Below are 15,197 nucleotides of genomic sequence, written 5' to 3' on the forward strand. Positions count from 1 at the left end.
AAGGGGGGTCGTGCGGGAACCGCAGACGATTGTACGGGTGCGCGGTGTACGCGCGCGTGGAAATCCACATCCAGCGTTCGGGGAGCCCGCTCCCAGACTTGACCGTTAGGGTTGGATGTCCGTTGTTCCAAGGCCGCATGGCGGTCGAGAGGGAGTCGCCAGTGCGTTTCGTCTTCGCCATCCTCGCGTTCGCTGCGGCGGCGGTGATGATCGGCTTGGGCATCGCCCAGCGCACGGTCTTCCTCGAGCCCGATCGCATCGCGCTCTCCGCGACCGTCCCGGCCGACAGCGCCGACTACGCGGTCGTCGGGGCCGACGTGCTCGCCACGCATCCCGGCGCGCAGTCGCTCACGGTGAGCGGCAGCGGCACGGTGTTCGTGGCCTACGGCCGCACCGCGGACGTGCTCGCCTGGATCGGCGAGGACCCGTACGTCGAGATCGAGCATGACGCGGACTCGGGCGAGCTCGTCGCCGTCGAGCGCACCGCCGACGACGAGGAGGCGACCGAGCCGACGGCGACGCCGGCACCGACCGAGACCCCGGCGGCCACCCCCGCGCCGGACGCCACGCCCGCCACGCCCGCCGCGCCCGGCGACGCGACGACCGGCGAGGCGACCGCGGAGCCCGCGGTGTCGCCCGCCGGCAGCGACCTCTGGCTCGACGAGCTGTCGAACGACCGCAGCGTCACCCTCACCGTGGACGTGCCGAGCGACGTCTCGGTGATCATCGCCTCCGGCAGCGAGGATCCGATCCCGAACCGGGTCGCCATCTCGTGGCCGCTCGACAACGCGACGCCCTGGGCCGGGCCGCTCATCGCCGGCGGCACGCTGGTGTTCCTCGCCGGCATCGCCCTGCTCGTCTCCGGCATCGTCGGCCACCGCCGCTCCCGCGGCCCGCGTCGCAACCTGCCGAAGGGCGGATCCCGACCGAAGCTGCCGATCGGCCCTCGCCCGTCCAACAAGGCCCTGGCCGGCCGCCGGCGCTCGGGTCGGCGCGCGATGGCCGCCGGCGTGCTCGTCGCGGTGCCGATGCTCGCGCTCACGGCGTGTTCGGCGGACTACTGGCCGAGCTTCGACGACGCCGCGCCCGAGGCATCCGCGACCGCCACGCCCGAGCCGACCGACGACGCCGAGGCGACCGCCGACGAGGTCGTGCCGCCCGCCGTCACCGTTCCGCAGATGGAGCGGATCATGGGCAAGGTCGCCGAGTTCGCGGAGGCGTCCGACGCGTCCCTCGACGGCCAGACCGTCGCGGAGCGCTTCACCGGGCCGGCGCTCGAGGCCCGCCAGACGAACTACGTCATCCGCGCTTCCCTGCCGGACCACCCCGCGCTGCCGGCCATCCCGGCGGAGCCGCTGACGATCGTGCTGCCGCAGCAGGCGACGACGTGGCCGCGCTCGGTGCTCACCGTCTCGAAGAACGAGGCCGACGAGACCGTGCCGCCCATCGCGCTGCTCCTCGTGCAGCAGGCGCCGCGCGACAACTACAAGGTGCAGTACTCGATCCCGCTCGCCCCCGACGTGGTCCTCCCGGAGGTGGCGCCGCCGAGCATCGGCGCGCCGCTCATCTCGCCCGACTTCAAGGGCCTCGTGCTGCCGCCGAGCCAGGTCGCGGCGGCCTTCGCCGACGTGCTGCAGAACGGCGCCGCGAGCACGCAGGCCGCGCTGTTCGACCTCGAGGGCACCGAGCTCGACACCCTGCTCGACGCGCAGGCGCGCAAGACGCAGGTGCAGACCGACTCGCCAACCGTGACGCTCGACATCCAGACGGCCGCGACCGACGACCCGGTGGTGGCGCTGGCGACGAACGACGCAGGAGCACTGGTGTCGACCGTGATCCGGAGGACCGAGCAGAGCCGGCCCAACGACGGCGGTACCACCGGCTTCCAGGAGGGCGGCGCGGCCCGCGCGCTCTCCGGGTTCACCGGCCAGAGCGCGAAGGGCGTCCAGACCACCCGCGACGTGCAGGTACTGTTCTACGTGCCGGCCGTCGGCTCCGACGAGCCGATCCGAATCCTCGGCTGGTCCGAGAGCCTCGTCGCCGCATCGGAGGTACCGTGAGCGATCCGAACACGCCGTCGTCGAGCCTGCGCGGCGCCGTCGACCTCTCCGCGCTCGCGCAGCGCGGTGCGCCGGGCGCCGGCTCGCAGCAGCCGTCGCCGTCCGCCGGCGCCGACCCGCTCATCGTGGAGGTCGACGACCAGTCGTTCGGCGCGGTCGTCGAGCAGTCCCGCACGGTGCCCGTCGTGGTCGTGCTGTGGGCCGGCTGGAGCGAGCAGTCGGTGCAGCTCGTCGACACGCTCGCGCGCCTCGTGCGAGGTCGTGAGGGCGCGCTGGTGCTCGCAGCCGCCGAGGCCGACCGGAGCCCGCAGGTCGTGCAGGCGTTCCAGGCCCAGTCGATCCCGACCGTCGTCGCGCTCGTCGCCGGCTCGCCGGTGCCGCTCTTCCAGGGCGTGCAGCCCGACGACGTGATCGACCAGGTCTTCGACCAGCTGCTCCAGCTCGCCGCCCAGCACGGCGTCACGGGCGCCGTCGCCCCGGTCGACGGCGAGCCCGCCGAGCCGGTCGAAGTCCCGCTCCCGCCGCTGCACCAGGAGGCGTACGACGCGATCTCCCGCGGCGACTTCGCCGCGGCGCAGGCCGCGTACCGTACGGCGATCGCGCAGGATCCGCGCGACCAGCTCGCCGTCGCCGGCCTCGCCCAGGCGAGCCTGCTCGGACGGCTCCAGGGGCGCACGCTCGACGAGATCCGCAACGCCGCGGCTGCCGCGCCCGACGATCTCGACGCGCAGCTCGCCGTCGCCGACCTCGACCTGTCGGGCGGACACGTCGACGACGCGTTCGGGCGCCTGCTCGACCTCTTCCCGACGCTCAACCAGGCCGGTCGCGACCTCGTGCGCACCCGGCTCGTGGAGCTCTTCGAGGTGGCCGGCACCGAGGACCCGCGCGTCGTCGCGGCACGCCGCCGGCTGGCCAGCCTGCTCTACTGACGCAGCGTCGACCGGGCGGACGCAGCGCCGGCCGGGCGGACGCAGCGCCGGCCGGGCGGAAGCAGCGCCGGCCGGGCGGAAGCAGCACCGGCCGCGACCCGGCCCGACGCACGCCGGCGGCCTGCGCCGGCCCCGATCAGTCCTCGGGCCGGAACCACACCGCGGCGAGCGGCGGCAGCGTGAACGACGCCGACGCCGGACGGCCCGCCCACGGTTCGGCGACCGCCTCGACGGCGCCGAGGTTGCCGACGCCCGAGCCGCCGAACTCCGTGGCATCCGAGTTCAGCACCTCGGCCCAGCGACCGGTGGACGGCAGGCCGAGCCGGTACTGCTCGTGCGGCCGGCCCGCGAAGTTGACGACGCACAGCAGCGGGCGCCGCTCGCGGTCGTAGCGGAGGAACGCGATGACGTTGTCGGCGGAGCCGCCGCCCTCGACCCACTCGAACCCGGCGGAGTCGTCGTCGAGCTGCCACAGCGCGGCGGTCTCGCGGTACCGGCGGTTCAGGGCGCCGACGAACTCGGCGAGCTGATGGTGGGTGGGCTGGTCGAGCATCCACCAGTCGAGGCCGCGCTGCTCGCTCCACTCCGAGAGCTGGCCGAACTCCTGACCCATGAACAGGAGCTGCTTGCCCGGGTGCGCCCACATGAACGCGAGGTACGCCCGCAGGTTCGCACGCTGCTGCCAGTGGTCGCCGGGCATCTTCCGCAGGAGCGACCCCTTGCCGTGCACGACCTCGTCGTGGCTGATGGGCAGGATGAAGTGCTCGCTGAACGTGTAGAGGAACGAGAACGTCAGCTCGTGGTGGTGGTACGAGCGGTACATCGGGTCGTGCTGGATGTACTGGAGCGTGTCGTGCATCCAGCCCATGTTCCACTTGTAGCCGAACCCGAGTCCGCCGGACGAGGTCGGGGCGGTGACGCCGGCCCAGCTCGTCGACTCCTCGGCGACGACGACGATGCCCGGGTTGCGCTTGTACGCGGTGGCGGTCGTCTCCTGCAGGAAGGAGATCGCCTCGAGGTGCTCGCGCCCGCCGTGGATGTTCGGCACCCACTCGCCGGGCTCGCGCGAGTAGTCGAGGTAGAGCATCGAGGCGACGGCGTCGACCCGGAGCCCGTCGACGTGGAACTCCTCGAGCCAGAACAGGGCGTTCGCGACGAGGAAGTTGCGGACGCGCGGGTTGCCGTAGTCGAAGACGTAGGTGCCCCAGTCCTTCTGCTCGCCGAGCCGGGGGTCGGGGTGCTCGTACAGGGCTTCGCCGTCGAACCGGGCGAGCGCCCACTCGTCCTTCGGGAAGTGGCCGGGCACCCAGTCCATGAGCACGCCGATGCCGGCCCCGTGCAGCCGGTCGATCAGGTACCGCAGGTCGTCGGGTTCGCCGAACCGGCTGGTCGCGGCGTAGTAGCCGGTCACCTGGTAGCCCCACGAGCCGCCGAACGGATGCTCCGCCAGCGGCAGCAACTCCACGTGCGTGTAGCCGAGCCACTGCACGTACTCGATGAGCTCGTCGGCGATGTCGCGGTACCCCTTGCCGGGGCGCCAGGAGCCGAGGTGCAGTTCGTAGATGCTCATGGGCGACGCGTGCGGGTCGGTGTGCGCGCGGCGGGACATCCACTCGCCGTCCTGCCAGTCGTAGGTGCTCTCGTACACGACCGACGCGGTCGCGGGCGCGACCTCGGCGTAGGCGGCCATCGGGTCGGCGCGTTGCACCCAGTCGCCGTGCTGGGTGCGGATCTCGTACTTGTAGTTGGCGCCGGGGGCGAGGTCGGGCACGAACAGCTCCCAGACGCCGCTGGAGCCCATGCTGCGCATGGCGTGGGATGCCCCGTCCCATCGGTTGAAGTCGCCGATGACGCGCACCGCGGTCGCGCGGGGCGCCCAGACGGCGAACGCGGTGCCGCGCACGGCGCCGCCGGCGCCCCAGGCCTCGCGGTGATGCGCGCCGAGCACGCGCCAGAGCTCCTCGTGCCGGCCCTCGATGATGAGGTGCAGGTCGAGCTCGCCGAGGGTGGGGGCGAAGCGGTACGGGTCGTCGGCGATCCAGTCGCCCCCGTCGGAGTAGGTCGCCCGGATCCGGTGGCCGGTCGGGCCGAACGCGCCGGCGCCCGACCAGATGCCGTGCCCGACGTGCTGGAGCGGCAGCACGGTGCCGTCGTCGAGGATCGCCTCGACGGTGTCGGCGAGCGGCCGGCGCGCGCGCACGACGGAGTGGGTCGCGTGGTCGCCGGGGACGGGGAACCCGTGCATGCCCAGCACGGAGTGCGGGTCGGAGTGGCGTCCCTCCGCGACGGCGGCGAGCACGTCTCGGGCGACGACGGGTCCGGGGTCGAGGTCAGCCACGCGCGGCCGCCTTCCTGCCGGCGCGCACCGGCGGTCGTTCGCGGACGATCCGCAGCACGTGCGCGGGTCGGGTGAAGGCGTCGAGGCGGACGTAGTTCGACGTGCCCCACTCCCAGCGGCTGCCGTCGACGAGGTCCTCGACCTCGAAGGACCGGCCCGGCTCGAGGCCGAGGGCCGCCAGGTCGAGGTGCACGGTCGTCTCGCGCACGGAGTGCGGGTCGACGTTCGCGACGACGATGATCGTGTCGGGCTCGCCCGAGTCGGTGAACGCACCGTCGAGGTGCTTCGAGTAGGCGATCACGGCATCGTCGTCGGTGCGGTGGAACCGCAGGTTTCGCAGCTGCGCGAGGGCCGGATGCTCCGAGCGGATGCGGTTCAGGATGCCGAGGTAGAGCGCCAGCGAACGGCCCTCCGCCTCCGCGCCGGCGAAGTCGCGCGGCTTGTACTCGTACTTCTCGTTGTCGATCGCCTCCTCGGCCCCGGGCCGGGCGACGGCCTCGAACAGCTCGAAGCCCGAGTACACGCCCCAGGTGGGCGCCGCCGTGGCGGCGATCGTCGCGCGCACCGTGAAGGCCGCGGGCCCGCCGAACTGGAGGTACTCGGTGAGGATGTCCGGGGTGTTCACGAAGAGGTTGGGGCGCATGAAGTCGGCCGTGTCGACGGCGAGCGAGGTGAGGAACTCCTCGAGCTCCTCCTTCGTGTTGCGCCACGTGAAGTAGGTGTACGACTGCTGGAATCCGGCGGCGGCGAGCGCCTGCATCGGGGCCGGGCGGGTGAACGCCTCGGCGAGGAAGACGATGTCGGGCTGTTCGGCGTTCACCTCGCGGATGAGGCGCTCCCAGAACCACAGCGGCTTGGTGTGCGGATTGTCGACCCGGAAGATGCGCACGCCCTGCTTCACCCAGTGGCGGATGATGCGGTGCACCTCGGCGAGGATGCCCTCGGGATCGTCGTCGAAGTTCACCGGGTAGATGTCCTGGTACTTCTTCGGCGGGTTCTCGGCGTACGCGATCGTGCCGTCGGGCAGTTGCGTGAACCAGTCGGGATGCTCCGTCACCCACGGGTGGTCGGGGGAGGCCTGCAGGGCGAGGTCGAGGGCGACCTCGATGCCGAGCGCGTCGGCCCGGCGCACGAACGCGCGGAAGTCGGCGAGGGTGCCGAGGTCGGGGTGCACGGCGTCGTGCCCGCCCGGGGTGCCGTCGGCGAGCGGCCCGCCGATGGCCCACGGCGAGCCCGGGTCCTGCGGGCCCGGGTCGAGGGTGTTGTTCCGGCCCTTGCGGTTGGTCACCCCGATCGGGTGGATCGGCGGGAGGTAGACGACGTCGAAGCCCATCGCGGCGACGCCGTCGAGCCGCTTCAGCGCGCTGCGGAAGGTGCCGCTGCGCCAGGTGCCGTCCTTCAGCCGCCGCGCGCCCTCGGACCGGGGGAAGAACTCGTACCAGGCGCCGACGCCCGCACGGCGGCGCTCGACGAGCAGCTCCCGCTCGGGCGAGTCGGTGGCGAGCCGGGCCAGCGGGCGCGCCCGGAAGTCGTCGAGCACGGGGGAGTCGATCAGCTCGCGCCGGTCGGCGACGGATGCCCCGCCGTCGCGGAGTGCGGCGGCGAGCGCCGTGAGCCGGCGGCGCACGGCCTGCGGCCGGGCCTTGTCGGCGGCGGCGCGGTCGAGCAGTCGCGCGCCGATCTCGAACATGAGCTCGACGTCGACCCCGGCGTCGACCTTCACGCCGGCGTCGTGACGCCAGGTGGCGACCTCGTCGCCGAAGCCGGTGACGTGCCACGTCCACGTGCCCTGCTCGTCGAGTCGGGCGGAGGCCTCCCACCGGTCGGTGCCGGGCGCCGTGAGGGTCATCCGCTCGCGCACCTCGCGACCCGACGGCGCGGTGAGCACGAGCATCGCGCCGACCACGTCGTGCCCTTCGCGGAAGACCGTGGCGCGGAACGGCACCACCTCGCCCGCATAGGCCTTGGGGCGGGCGTGGCCGCCGGGGATTGCTGGGCTGAGCCGCGTCACTGGGATGCGACCGGCGAGGGCTGCGGGGGACGTCACAGTTCCGACCGTAGCGCGGAACCCCCGCGGCGCGCGCGGACGCGCAACGTTCACATGCCGGACATGCTCGACTTCTAGGGTGGAGCCGTGAAGCCGATCCGAAAGTTCACGGTCCGCGCAGTCGTCCCCGCCCCGCTGTCGGCGCTCGAGGAGCTGGCGGGCAACCTCCGGTGGTCGTGGCACGAGCCCACCAGGCGGCTGTTCGAGCATGTCGATCCCGAGGTGTGGGCGGCGACGGGGCGCGACCCGGTCGCCTTCCTCGGCGAGGTGGATCCGGCCCGGCTGGAGGCGCTCGCCGGGGACGCCGGCTACGTGGCGTGGGCTGAGCGCGAGCGCGCCGGGCTCCGCGCGTACCTGGAGGAGCCGCGCTGGTACCAGGGGCTCGGCGACGACGCCCCGGCGGCGATCGCGTACTTCTCGCCGGAGTTCGGCATCACCGAGGCGCTGCCGCAGTACTCGGGCGGGCTCGGGATCCTCGCCGGCGACCACCTGAAGGCGGCGAGCGACCTCGGCGTGCCGATCATCGGCGTCGGGCTGTTCTACCGGGCGGGGTACTTCTCGCAGTCCCTCTCGGCCGACGGCTGGCAGCAGGAGCGGTATCCGGTGCACGACCCCGACGGCCTGCCGCTGTCGGTGGTGCGTCGTCCCGACGGCACGCCCGTCACGATCGTGCTCGCCCTGCCCGGCGACCGGGCGCTGTCGGCGCGCATCTGGCGGGCGCGGGTGGGCCGGGTCGACCTGCTGCTGCTCGACACCGACATCCCCGCGAACGACGACGAGCTGCGCACCGTCACCGACCGCCTCTACGGCGGCGGGGGCGAGCACCGGCTGCTGCAGGAGCTGCTGCTCGGCGTCGGCGGGGTGCGGGCGCTCCGCGCCTGGGCCGAGGTCGGCGGCGCCCCCGAGCCGGGTGTCTTCCACATGAACGAGGGCCACGCCGGGTTCCTCGGCCTCGAGCGCATCTCGGCGCTGATCGGCGAGGGGTTCACCTTCCCCGAGGCGCTCCAGCTCGTGCGCGCCGACACGGTGTTCACGACCCACACGCCCGTGCCGGCCGGCATCGACCGGTTCGACCGGTCGCTCGTCGAGCGGTACCTCACGCCGATGCTGCTGCCGGGCGTGAACCCGGCCGATGCGCTCGCCCTCGGCGTCGAGCCCGGGGCGGATGCCGCGACCAGCGCCTTCAACATGGCGGTCATGGGCCTTCGGCTCGCCCAGCACGCCAACGGCGTCTCGAAGCTCCACGGCGAGGTCAGCCGGCGCATGTTCGGCGACCTCTGGCCGGGCTTCGACGCCGCCGAGGTGCCGATCACGTCGGTGACGAACGGCGTGCACGCGCCGACCTGGACCGACCCGGGCCTCATCTCGCTCGCCGAGCACGCGTTCGGCACCGACGACACCGAGCACGCGGAGTGGCTGAGCCCCGCCCTCGACGACGCCGACCTGTGGTCGGTGAAGCGGCGCATGCGTCTCCAGCTCGTCGAGGACGCCCGCCGCCGGCTCGCGGCCTCGTGGTCGGAGCAGCACTCGGGCGCCACCGCGCCGGAGTGGATCGACCGGGTGCTCGATCCCGACGTGCTCACGGTCGGGTTCGCGCGGCGCGTCCCGACCTACAAGCGGCTCACGCTCATGCTGCAGGACCCGGAGCGGCTGAAGGCGATCCTCACCGACCCCGACCGCCCCGTGCAGTTCGTCGTCGCCGGCAAGTCGCACCCGGCCGACGACGACGGCAAGCGCCTCATCCAGGAGCTCGTGCGCTTCGCCCAGCAGCCCGAGGTGCGCGACCGCATCGTGTTCCTCCCCGACTACGACATGGGCATGGCGTCGATCCTCTACCCGGGCTGCGACATCTGGCTCAACAACCCGCTGCGGCCGCTCGAGGCGTGCGGCACGTCGGGCATGAAGGCCGCGCTGAACGGCGCCCTCAACCTGTCGATCCTCGACGGCTGGTGGGCCGAGTACGCCGAGGACGACTACGGCTGGGTCATCCCGTCGGCCGACGCGGCCGGCGATGCCGGCGAGCGCGACGCGATCGAGGCCGCCGCGCTGTACGACCTCCTCGAGCACCGCATCGCGACGCGCTTCTACGAGCGCGACGCCGACGACGTGCCCGTCGACTGGGTGCGGATGCTCCGCCGCACCCTCGCGACCCTCGGACCCGAGCTCGGTGCCGACCGGATGGTGCGGGAGTACGTCGACCGGCTGTACCGGCACGCGTGGCGCCACGCGCAGGCGGTCGGGGCGGACGACGCGAAGGGCGCCCGTGAGCTGTCGGCGTTCGGCGCACGGACGCGGGCGGCGTGGCCGTCGGTGCACGTCGTGCACGTCGAGTCCGGCGGCATCGAGAACCCGCACGTCGGCGACCGGCTGCGGCTGCGCGCGTACGTCGAGCTCGGCTCGCTCTCGACCGACGACGTCACGGTCGAGGTCGTGTACGGGCGCGGCCGCGCCGACGACACGATCGACGCCGTCGAGCACGCCGAACTGCGGCCGACCGCGGCCGCGGAGTCGGGGCCGAAGGCGTACGAGGGCGAGGTCGTGCTCGACCGGGCGGGCGAGTTCGGGTACACGGTGCGCGTCATCCCGAGGCATCCGCTGCTGCTGAGCGCCGCCGAGCTGGGGCTGGTCGCGCTCGCCGGGTGAGCCGGGCGCGGCTCGGCCGCTCGCCGGGCGCTCGCCGGGCGGGCCGGGCGCGGCTCAGCGGGCCCGGGCGATCGGCGCGTACGCGCCGCCGGTGATCGCGACGAGGTCGTCGGGCGCGAGCTCCAGGTCGAGGCCGCGGCGCCCGCCCGACACCAGGACCGTCTCGCACAGGATGGCGGACTCGTCGACGACGATCGGCAGCGGCGTCTTCTGCCCGATCGGGCTGATGCCGCCCACGACGTAGCCGGTGCGGCGCGCGGCGACCGCCGGGTCGGCCATCTCGGCGCGCTTGCCGCCGACCGCTGCGGCCAGCGCCTTCAGGTCGAGCTGCATCGCGACCGGCACCACCCCGACGGCGAGGCCGTCGTCGACGACCGCGACGAGCGTCTTGAAGACCCGCTCGGGCTCGATGCCGAGCTTCTCCGTCGCCTCCAGGCCGAACGACGCCGCCCGCGGGTCGTGCTCGTACGCGTGCGCCGCGAAGGCGATGCCCGCCGCGGCCAGGGCGACGGTCGCGGGCGTGCCGGCGGCGGACGCGCCGGCGTCGGGACGCCTGGCCATCAGGCCTGCGGCCCCTCGGCCCGGTACAGCTGGATCGAGAGCGCCGACACCTCGACCTTGTCGCCGGGGTCGGCGTCCTCGGCGACGACGTCGGGCGACCCGCTCGCCGAGTCCCACAGCAGCGTGTAGTGCGTGACGCCGTCGTGCTCGGGCAGCACGACCTCGGTCTCCTGCTCGAGCGCGTGCACCACGAGGAGGATCCGGTTGAACGCCTCGTACTCGGGCGTCGATGCCGCGAGGTACTGGAGCGTCCGCTCCGCGGGCGAGTTCCAGTCGTCGATCGTCATCGTCTCGCCGTCGGCGTTGTACCAGTCGACCTGGTTCGCGCTCGGCGTCGTCTCGCCGAACACGCCGTATCGCACCGGGCGCAGGGCCGGGTTCTCCGCGCGCAGCCGGATGAGGCGCCGCACCGTGCCGAGGAGCGCCTCCTGCTCGGGACCGCGCGCCCAGTCGAGCCAGGTGAGCTCGCTGTCGTGGCAGTAGGCGTTGTTGTTGCCGCGCTGGGTACGCCCCACCTCGTCGCCGGCGGTGATCATCGGGACGCCGGCCGACAGCAGCAGCGTGCCGAGCAGGTTCCGGATGCTCCGCCGGCGCGCCGTGAGGATGGCGGGGTCGTCGGTCGGCCCCTCGGCGCCGTGGTTGTACGAGTTGTTGCCGTCGGTGCCGTCGCGGTTGTCCTCGCCGTTGCCGAGGTTGTGCTTCACGTCGTAGGCGACGAGGTCGGCGAGCGTGAACCCGTCGTGCGCGGTGATGAAGTTGAGGCTGGCCAACGGCCCGCGGGACGCGGCGAACGTGTTCGACGACCCGGCCAGGCGCGTCGCGAACCGGCCGATGCCGCTGCCCGCCGACCCCGTGTCGCGCTCACGGCGGAGGTCGCCGAGCCAGAAGTCGCGCATGCGGTCGCGGTACCGGTCGTTCCACTCGCTGAAGCCGGCCGGGAAGTTGCCGGTCTGCCAGCCGCCGGGGCCGACGTCCCACGGCTCGGCGATGAGCTTCGACTGCGAGAGCACCGGGTCGTCGAGCATGCCGCGCAGCAGCGGGTGGTCGGGCGTGAACGCGTCGTGCTCGTCGCGACCGAGCGTCGCGGCGAGGTCGAGGCGGAAGCCGTCGACCCGGAGTTCCTCGGCCCAGTACCGCATGGAGTCGAGCACCATCCGCACGGGCGCGTCCCGGCCGAAGTCGAGCGAGTTCCCGCACCCGGTGGTGTCGACGTAGCGGCCGTGCGCGTCCTGGCGGTAGTAGCTCGCGTTGTCGAGCCCACGGAACGAGTACGTCGGCCCCTCGCGGCCCTCCTCGGCGGTGTGGTTGTACACGACGTCGAGGATCACCTCGAGGCCCGCCTCGTGGAGGCGCTTCACCATGCCGGCGAACTCCCGCCGCACCGCCGCGGGACCGGCGGCCTGCGCCGCCGGCGACGCGTACGCCGCGTGCGGCGCGAAGAACGCGAGGGTGTTGTAGCCCCAGTAGTTGACCTTGCCCTGCCGCACCAGGCGGTCCTCGCTGGCGAACGCCTGCACCGGCAGCAACTCGACCGCGGTGACCCCGAGGGAGGTCAGGTACTCGAGCGACGCGTCGTGCGCCAGTCCGGCGTACGTCCCGCGGAGCTTCGCCGGGATCGCCGGGTTCGCCCGGCTGAAGCCGCGCACGTGCGCCTCGTAGACGACGGTGTGGTCGCGGCCGGTGCCGGGACGGCCGATGCCGCCCCAGTCGAAGCCCTCCGACTCGAGCGACCCGAGCGCCACCCCGCGCCACGAGCGCACCCCGGCCGACGCGATGCCGCGGGCGTACGGGTCGAGCAGCGTCTGCGCGGGGTTGAACGCGTGCTCCGGGCCGACCGGGCCGTCGACGCGGAGGCCGTACCGGGCGCCGGGCACCAGCGACGCCGCCGAGCCCTCCCACACGCCGTGCTCGTCGCGGCGCAGGTCGACCCGCTCGACCGCCCAGCCGAGGTCGTCGGCCGCGAACACCTCGAGCTCCACCGACTCGGCGTGCGCGCTCCAGACGCGAACCGTGCCGCCGTCGGGACCGGGTCGGACGCCGAGGTCGCGGAGGGGATCGGGCGCGGGCATGCGAACTACAGTAGTTCGTGCGCGTTCGCCGACCGGCCCGCGCGGCCCCGACCCAGGAAGCGCGGGAGGAGGGGAGCATGGCCTACCTCGACCACGCGGCGACCACGTCGATGCGACCCGAGGCGATCGCCGCCTTCACCGCCGCGCTCGCCGAGCCGGGCAACCCGGCGTCGATCCACTCGGCCGGCCAGCGCGCCAAGCGCCTCCTCGAGGAGTCCCGCGAACGCGTCGCGGCGACCCTCGACGCCGACCCGATCGAGGTCGTCTTCACCGGCAGCGGCACCGAGGCCGTCAACCTCGCGATCAAGGGACTCTGGTGGCAGCGGCAAGACGGCGGCCGGCGGGCGCGCCCCTGCATCGTCGTGCCCGGCGGCGAGCACCACGCCACCGTCGACACCGTCGAGTGGCTCGCCGCGCACGAGGGCGCCGAGGTCGTGGAGGTCCCGCTCGACCGGGTCGGCCGGGGGCGCGTCGACGCGCTCGCCGAGGCCCTCGAGCGCCACGGCGACGCGGTGGCGCTCGTCACGATGCTGCAGGTGAACAACGAGGTCGGCACGATCCAGCCGGTCGCCGAGGTCGCCGCGCTCGCCGCGCGGGCGGGGGTGCCCCTGCACGTGGACGCGATCGCGGCCTACGGGCAGCTCCCGGTCCGCTTCCGGTCGATCCGGCTCGAGACGGATGCCCCGCCCGGCGCCGGTCTCGTCGCGCTCAGCGTGTCGGCGCACAAGATCGGCGGACCTGCGGGCATCGGCGCGCTGGTGCTCGACCGCTCCGCGACGGTCGAGCCGCTGCTGCACGGCGGCGGCCAGCAGCGTCGCATCCGCTCGGGCACGCAGGACGTCGCCGCCGCGGCGGCGTTCGCGGCCGCCGCGCAGTCGGCCGCGGCGGCGCGCGAGGCCGACGCCGCGCGGCTCGCCGCGCTCCGCGACCGCCTGGTCGACGGGGTCGCGCGGATCGCCCCGAACGCGACGCTGTCGGGCGACCCGGACCCGGCCGGCAGGCTGCCCGGCAACGCCCACTTCGCGTTCGCCGGCTGCGAGGGCGACTCGCTGCTGTTCCTGCTGGATGCCTCGGGCGTCCACGTCTCCACGGGCTCGGCGTGCCAGGCGGGCGTGCCGGAGCCGTCGCACGTGCTGATGGCGATGGGACGCGACGAGGTCGAGGCGCGTGGGGCCCTGCGGATCACCCTCGGGCACGATTCGACCGACGCCGACGTCGACGCGTTCCTCGCGGCGCTGCCGGCCGCGGTCGAGCGGGCGTCGCGGGCCGGACTCGCCGCCCGGGCGACCAGCTTCGACCGCTGAGGGCGGCGCGGGGCATCCGTTCAGGGGCGCGACGTAGGCTGGGAGCATGCGAGTCCTGGCAGCGATGAGCGGCGGCGTCGACAGCGCCGTCGCGGCGGCGCGCGCCGTCGAGGCGGGGCACGACGTCGTCGGCGTCCACCTCGCGCTCAGCCGCATGCCCGGCACGCTCCGCACCGGCAGCCGCGGCTGCTGCACCATCGAGGACTCGATGGACGCCCAGCGCGCCGCGAACGTGCTCGGCATCCCGTACTACGTGTGGGACTTCTCCGAGCGATTCAAGGCCGACGTCGTCGACGACTTCATCAGCGAGTACGCCGCCGGCCGCACGCCGAACCCGTGCATGCGCTGCAACGAGCGCATCAAGTTCGCCGCGCTCCTCGAGAAGGCGCTCGCGCTCGGCTTCGACGCGGTCGCCACCGGGCACTACGCGAAGGTGCTGCCGGATGCCTCGGGCCGCCTCGAGCTGCACCGCGCGAGCGCGGAGGCGAAGGACCAGTCGTACGTGCTCGGCGTGCTCACGACCGAGCAGCTCGCCCACGCCTACTTCCCGCTCGGCGACACGCCCTCGAAGACGCTCGTGCGCGAGGAGGCCGCCCGTCGCGGCCTCAGCGTCGCCCAGAAGCCCGACTCGTACGACATCTGCTTCATCAGCGACGGCGACACGAAGGGCTGGCTCGCCGAGAAGGTCGGCACCGCCCCCGGCGACATCGTCGACCGGTCGGGCGAGGTCGTCGGCAGCCACGACGGCGCGCACGCGTACACCGTCGGCCAGCGCCGCGGCCTGCGCCTCGGCACCCCGGCCGCCGACGGCAAGCCCCGGTTCGTGCTCGAGGTGCGGCCGAAGGAGCGGACCGTCGTCGTCGGCCCGAAGGAGGCGCTCGCGGTCGGCCTCATCGCAGGGTCCCGGTACTCGTGGGCGGGCGCCGACCCGGTGGCGTCGGGGCTCGTCGGCGCACCCGGCGACGAGTTCGCGTGCGAGGTGCAGATCCGGGCGCACGCCGACCCGGTACCCGCGGTCGCGTGGATCGCGCCCGCGCCCGCGCCTGCGTCCTCGGCCGAGTCGGGGGAGCCCGAGCTCGTCATCCGGCCCGACCGCCCGCTCGACGGCGTCGCGCCCGGTCAGACCGCGGTCGTGTACGTCGGCACCCGGGTGCTCGGCCAGTGCACGATCGACCGCACCGTGAGCGCGGTGCCGGTCGGCGCGTAGCACGGGCCCGGCGTACCCCGCCCGCCCACCGCGGCCGGC

9 protein-coding genes are annotated in these 15,197 nt (G+C 73.8%); 5 read left to right on the forward strand and 4 right to left on the reverse strand.

The features are described from left to right. Positions 1-161: 161 nt before the first annotated feature. Both ACGGZK_RS12195 and ACGGZK_RS12200 read left to right on the forward strand, forming a co-directional pair. Positions 162-2,060: a hypothetical protein gene (locus tag ACGGZK_RS12195; RefSeq protein ID WP_395242920.1), complete on the forward strand. Its 1,899-nt coding sequence runs from the start codon at positions 162-164 to the stop codon at positions 2,058-2,060. Next, entirely contained in the window at positions 2,057-2,989 is a 933-nt protein-coding gene (locus ACGGZK_RS12200; protein ID WP_395242921.1) for a co-chaperone YbbN, read from the forward strand. Before ACGGZK_RS12195 ends, ACGGZK_RS12200 begins: the two co-directional genes overlap by 4 nt. 136 nt (positions 2,990-3,125) lie before the next feature. Here the strand turns inward: ACGGZK_RS12200 and glgB are convergent, their stop codons facing one another. Both glgB and ACGGZK_RS12210 read right to left on the reverse strand, forming a co-directional pair. Continuing rightward, the gene (glgB, locus tag ACGGZK_RS12205) at positions 3,126-5,327 is read right to left on the reverse strand and encodes a 1,4-alpha-glucan branching protein GlgB (RefSeq protein WP_395242922.1); all 2,202 of its coding nucleotides are present in this window, start codon (positions 5,325-5,327) and stop codon (positions 3,126-3,128) included. Continuing rightward, entirely contained in the window at positions 5,320-7,317 is a 1,998-nt protein-coding gene (locus tag ACGGZK_RS12210) for a maltotransferase domain-containing protein (protein WP_395246078.1), read from the reverse strand. Before ACGGZK_RS12210 ends, glgB begins: the two co-directional genes overlap by 8 nt. 144 nt (positions 7,318-7,461) lie before the next feature. Here ACGGZK_RS12210 and glgP point away from each other — a divergent pair, with 144 nt between their 5' ends. Beyond that, positions 7,462-10,017, forward strand: a complete 2,556-nt coding sequence (glgP, locus tag ACGGZK_RS12215) for an alpha-glucan family phosphorylase (protein WP_395242923.1) — start codon at positions 7,462-7,464, stop codon at positions 10,015-10,017. 54 nt (positions 10,018-10,071) lie between these two features. Here the strand turns inward: glgP and ybaK are convergent, their stop codons facing one another. Both ybaK and glgX read right to left on the reverse strand, forming a co-directional pair. Further along, the gene (gene ybaK / locus ACGGZK_RS12220; protein ID WP_395242924.1) at positions 10,072-10,578 is read right to left on the reverse strand and encodes a Cys-tRNA(Pro) deacylase; all 507 of its coding nucleotides are present in this window, start codon (positions 10,576-10,578) and stop codon (positions 10,072-10,074) included. Then, complete coding sequence (gene glgX / locus ACGGZK_RS12225; RefSeq protein WP_395242925.1) at positions 10,578-12,647, reverse strand: glycogen debranching protein GlgX; 2,070 nt, start codon at positions 12,645-12,647, stop codon at positions 10,578-10,580. Before glgX ends, ybaK begins: the two co-directional genes overlap by 1 nt. A gap of 77 nt (positions 12,648-12,724) precedes the next feature. On the opposite strand from glgX, the gene ACGGZK_RS12230 reads away from it, so the two are divergent. Both ACGGZK_RS12230 and mnmA read left to right on the forward strand, forming a co-directional pair. Then, positions 12,725-13,951: a cysteine desulfurase family protein gene (locus tag ACGGZK_RS12230; protein ID WP_395242926.1), complete on the forward strand. Its 1,227-nt coding sequence runs from the start codon at positions 12,725-12,727 to the stop codon at positions 13,949-13,951. 46 nt (positions 13,952-13,997) lie between these two features. Next, positions 13,998-15,158: a tRNA 2-thiouridine(34) synthase MnmA gene (gene mnmA, locus ACGGZK_RS12235; protein WP_395242927.1), complete on the forward strand. Its 1,161-nt coding sequence runs from the start codon at positions 13,998-14,000 to the stop codon at positions 15,156-15,158. Positions 15,159-15,197: the final 39 nt, after the last annotated feature.

The organism is Agromyces sp. MMS24-K17, from assembly GCF_043950245.1.
GTDB lineage: Bacteria > Actinomycetota > Actinomycetes > Actinomycetales > Microbacteriaceae > Agromyces.

Bases quoted from the DNA above. Each gene is read 5' to 3' on its own strand.
- ybaK (WP_395242924.1), bottom strand. From the start codon at position 10,578: ATGGCCAGGCGTCCCGACGCCGGCGCGTCCGCCGCCGGCACGCCCGCG.
- glgX (WP_395242925.1), bottom strand. From the start codon at position 12,647: ATGCCCGCGCCCGATCCCCTCCGCGACCTCGGCGTCCGACCCGGTCCC.
- ACGGZK_RS12230 (WP_395242926.1), top strand. From the start codon at position 12,725: ATGGCCTACCTCGACCACGCGGCGACCACGTCGATGCGACCCGAGGCG.
- mnmA (WP_395242927.1), top strand. From the start codon at position 13,998: ATGCGAGTCCTGGCAGCGATGAGCGGCGGCGTCGACAGCGCCGTCGCG.